3 protein-coding genes are annotated in these 2,178 nt (G+C 72.1%); 2 read left to right on the plus strand and 1 reads right to left on the minus strand.

Annotation, left to right across the window (positions count from 1 at the left end; genetic code table 11):
- Positions 1-697, minus strand: a 697-nt coding sequence (locus G6021_RS13110) for a patatin-like phospholipase family protein (protein ID WP_182641481.1), incomplete at its 3' end; no start/stop codon positions are given.
- A 204-nt stretch (positions 698-901) separates the two neighbouring features.
- Between G6021_RS13110 and G6021_RS13115 the strand changes: the two genes are divergently transcribed.
- Both G6021_RS13115 and aroD read left to right on the plus strand, forming a co-directional pair.
- Positions 902-1,372: a DUF4262 domain-containing protein gene (locus G6021_RS13115; protein WP_182640127.1), complete on the plus strand. Its 471-nt coding sequence runs from the start codon at positions 902-904 to the stop codon at positions 1,370-1,372.
- Positions 1,373-1,409: 37 nt separating this feature from the next.
- A partial coding sequence (aroD, locus tag G6021_RS13120; RefSeq protein ID WP_182641482.1) for a type I 3-dehydroquinate dehydratase occupies positions 1,410-2,178 on the plus strand: 769 nt, incomplete at its 3' end.

Here is a 2,178-nt window from a genome sequence, read left to right on the forward strand (position 1 = left end):
CCCGCACGTCCGCCGCCGCCGTCCGGATGCGTCCGGAGAGCCTGGCGGTGGTCGCGGTGACGGTGCCACCCTTCTTGGACATCTTCGGATCGGCCACGGCCGAGGGCTCATCGGGGTCCGAGCTCTCCTGGAAGGTGGACCCGCGGATCCCCGCCCGACGCCCGGTCAGCGACACGGCCAGGACCAGATCGCTCTCCACGGAGGCGAGTGGCTCGAGCGGGACCGGGTTCGTCACGCCGCCGTCGATCATCAGGCGCCCGCCCACGATCGCCGGGGTGACGATGCTCGGGATCGCGAACGACGCACGGACGGCGATATCGGCCGGGCCCCGGGTGAACCACACCTCGCGCCGCGCCCGCAGGTCGGTGGCCACCGCGGTGTAGGGGATCGCCAGATCCTCGATCCGCACGTCATCGAGCATCTCGCCGATCACGCCCATGATCTTGTTGGCGCGGATCGCTCCCCCGCCGGCGAAGGACACGTCGAGCAGCCGCAGGACGTCCCGCTGTGCCAGACCCCGCACCCATTCCTCGAAACGGTCCAACTCGCCGGCCGCGAGCAGCGACCCCACGACCGCCCCCATCGACGCCCCGGACACCCCGACCACCTCGTGCCCGCGCGACTCGAGCTCGCGTATCGCCCCGATGTGCGCGTATCCGCGCGCCCCACCGGAACCCAGTGCCAACGCGACCTTCATCCGATCCCCCTCCGTCGTCCTCACTCGTGCCCGGTGCCCACACACCGGGGCCGTCCCCTCAGCGGATTCGCCTCCAGTGTGCACCGGCGCGGCCCGCGCCATCCCGGCACCGGGCCGACCGTGTCGTAGGCGCGGTCTACCTTCACCATCGTATCGAGCACCTGTTCGATACCCACGATCACCGAACACACAACAGGAGTTCCCGTGTCCCACACCGTCATCCGGTTCCGCCCCGTCGCCGCCATTGACCCCGACATGGCGCGCGTCGCCGCCGACATCGACCGGTTCGGCCTGCACCTGGTCCACGTGGGCGAGGGCTGCGCCTGCGAGGACTGCGAGTCCGCCCCACTGCCACCCGACCAACGGTTCGGATACACGGTCGGGCTCACCGATCGCGGACACCCGGAACTCCTGGCCCGCGGCCTGGGCGCCCGGGAGACGGCCGCGTTGCTCACCCGGTGGGGCGGGTCCGTCCTGGACGGCCGGGTTCTCGACGCCGGCCACCTGCTGTGCGAGGGCCCCGACGGACCGACGTGGGAGCTCGTACCGGTCCGGCGCCCCTCCAGGACTCTGCGGTGGGCGGGTCGCTACTACCGCACCACCGGTACCGGCGGCCTCACCGCACTCGAGCTGGTCCCCGCCGGGCGGCCCTGCCCGTGCGACGGGTGCTGCTGAGACCACCGCACCGGTGGGGCCGTCGTAGGGTCTACTCATGCCCCGCCATCGGCTCGTCCTGGACGCCCGTTCGCCCTCGATCATCGTCCCGCTCACGGGTCGGGATCTCACGGAGCTCGCCGAGCAGATCGGTGCGCTACGCAGCGCCGACTCCGAGTTCCGGAGCACTACCGTGAGAGGGACCCCTCCGGCCGGGGTCTCACCGGACACGGACCGACTGGTCGACGTGGTCGAATGGCGTGTCGACCTCTACGGACCCTTCACCGCCGGGGCCGGGAGTGATCCGGACCCGGCGGTGCAGGCCCTGGAGCAGATCTCGGCTCTGTTACCGGGACTGCCGGTCCTGGCCACGTTCCGCACCAGGTCCGAGGGCGGGGGTGCGGAGATCTCACCGGAGGCCTATGTCGCGCTCGTCGAGGCACTCGCCTCGACGGGCATGGCGGCCGCGTTGGACGTGGAGTACCGGCACCCGCACGCAGAGGACGCGATCACCGCCGCCCGCCGACACCGCACCCCGGTGGTGGCGTCCAACCACGACTTCGACGCGACCCCGCCCGCCGAGGAGATCGTGGCGCGGCTCACGGCCATGGAGGACGCGGGGGCGGACGTGGCCAAGATCGCCGTGACGCCGCGATCCGCGGCCGATGTGGTGACGCTGCTGTCCGCCACCGAGGAGCGATACCGGGCCGCTCGCATCCCGCTGATCACCATGTCGATGGGTGGCCTGGGGGCGGTCACGCGGCTCGGCGGTGGCCCGTTCGGCTCCTCGGCCACCTTCGCCACGGTGGGCGCGGCCTCGGCGCCCG

This window comes from Dietzia sp. CW19 (genome assembly GCF_014145265.1).
Classification (GTDB): Bacteria; Actinomycetota; Actinomycetes; order Mycobacteriales; family Mycobacteriaceae; genus Dietzia; species Dietzia natronolimnaea.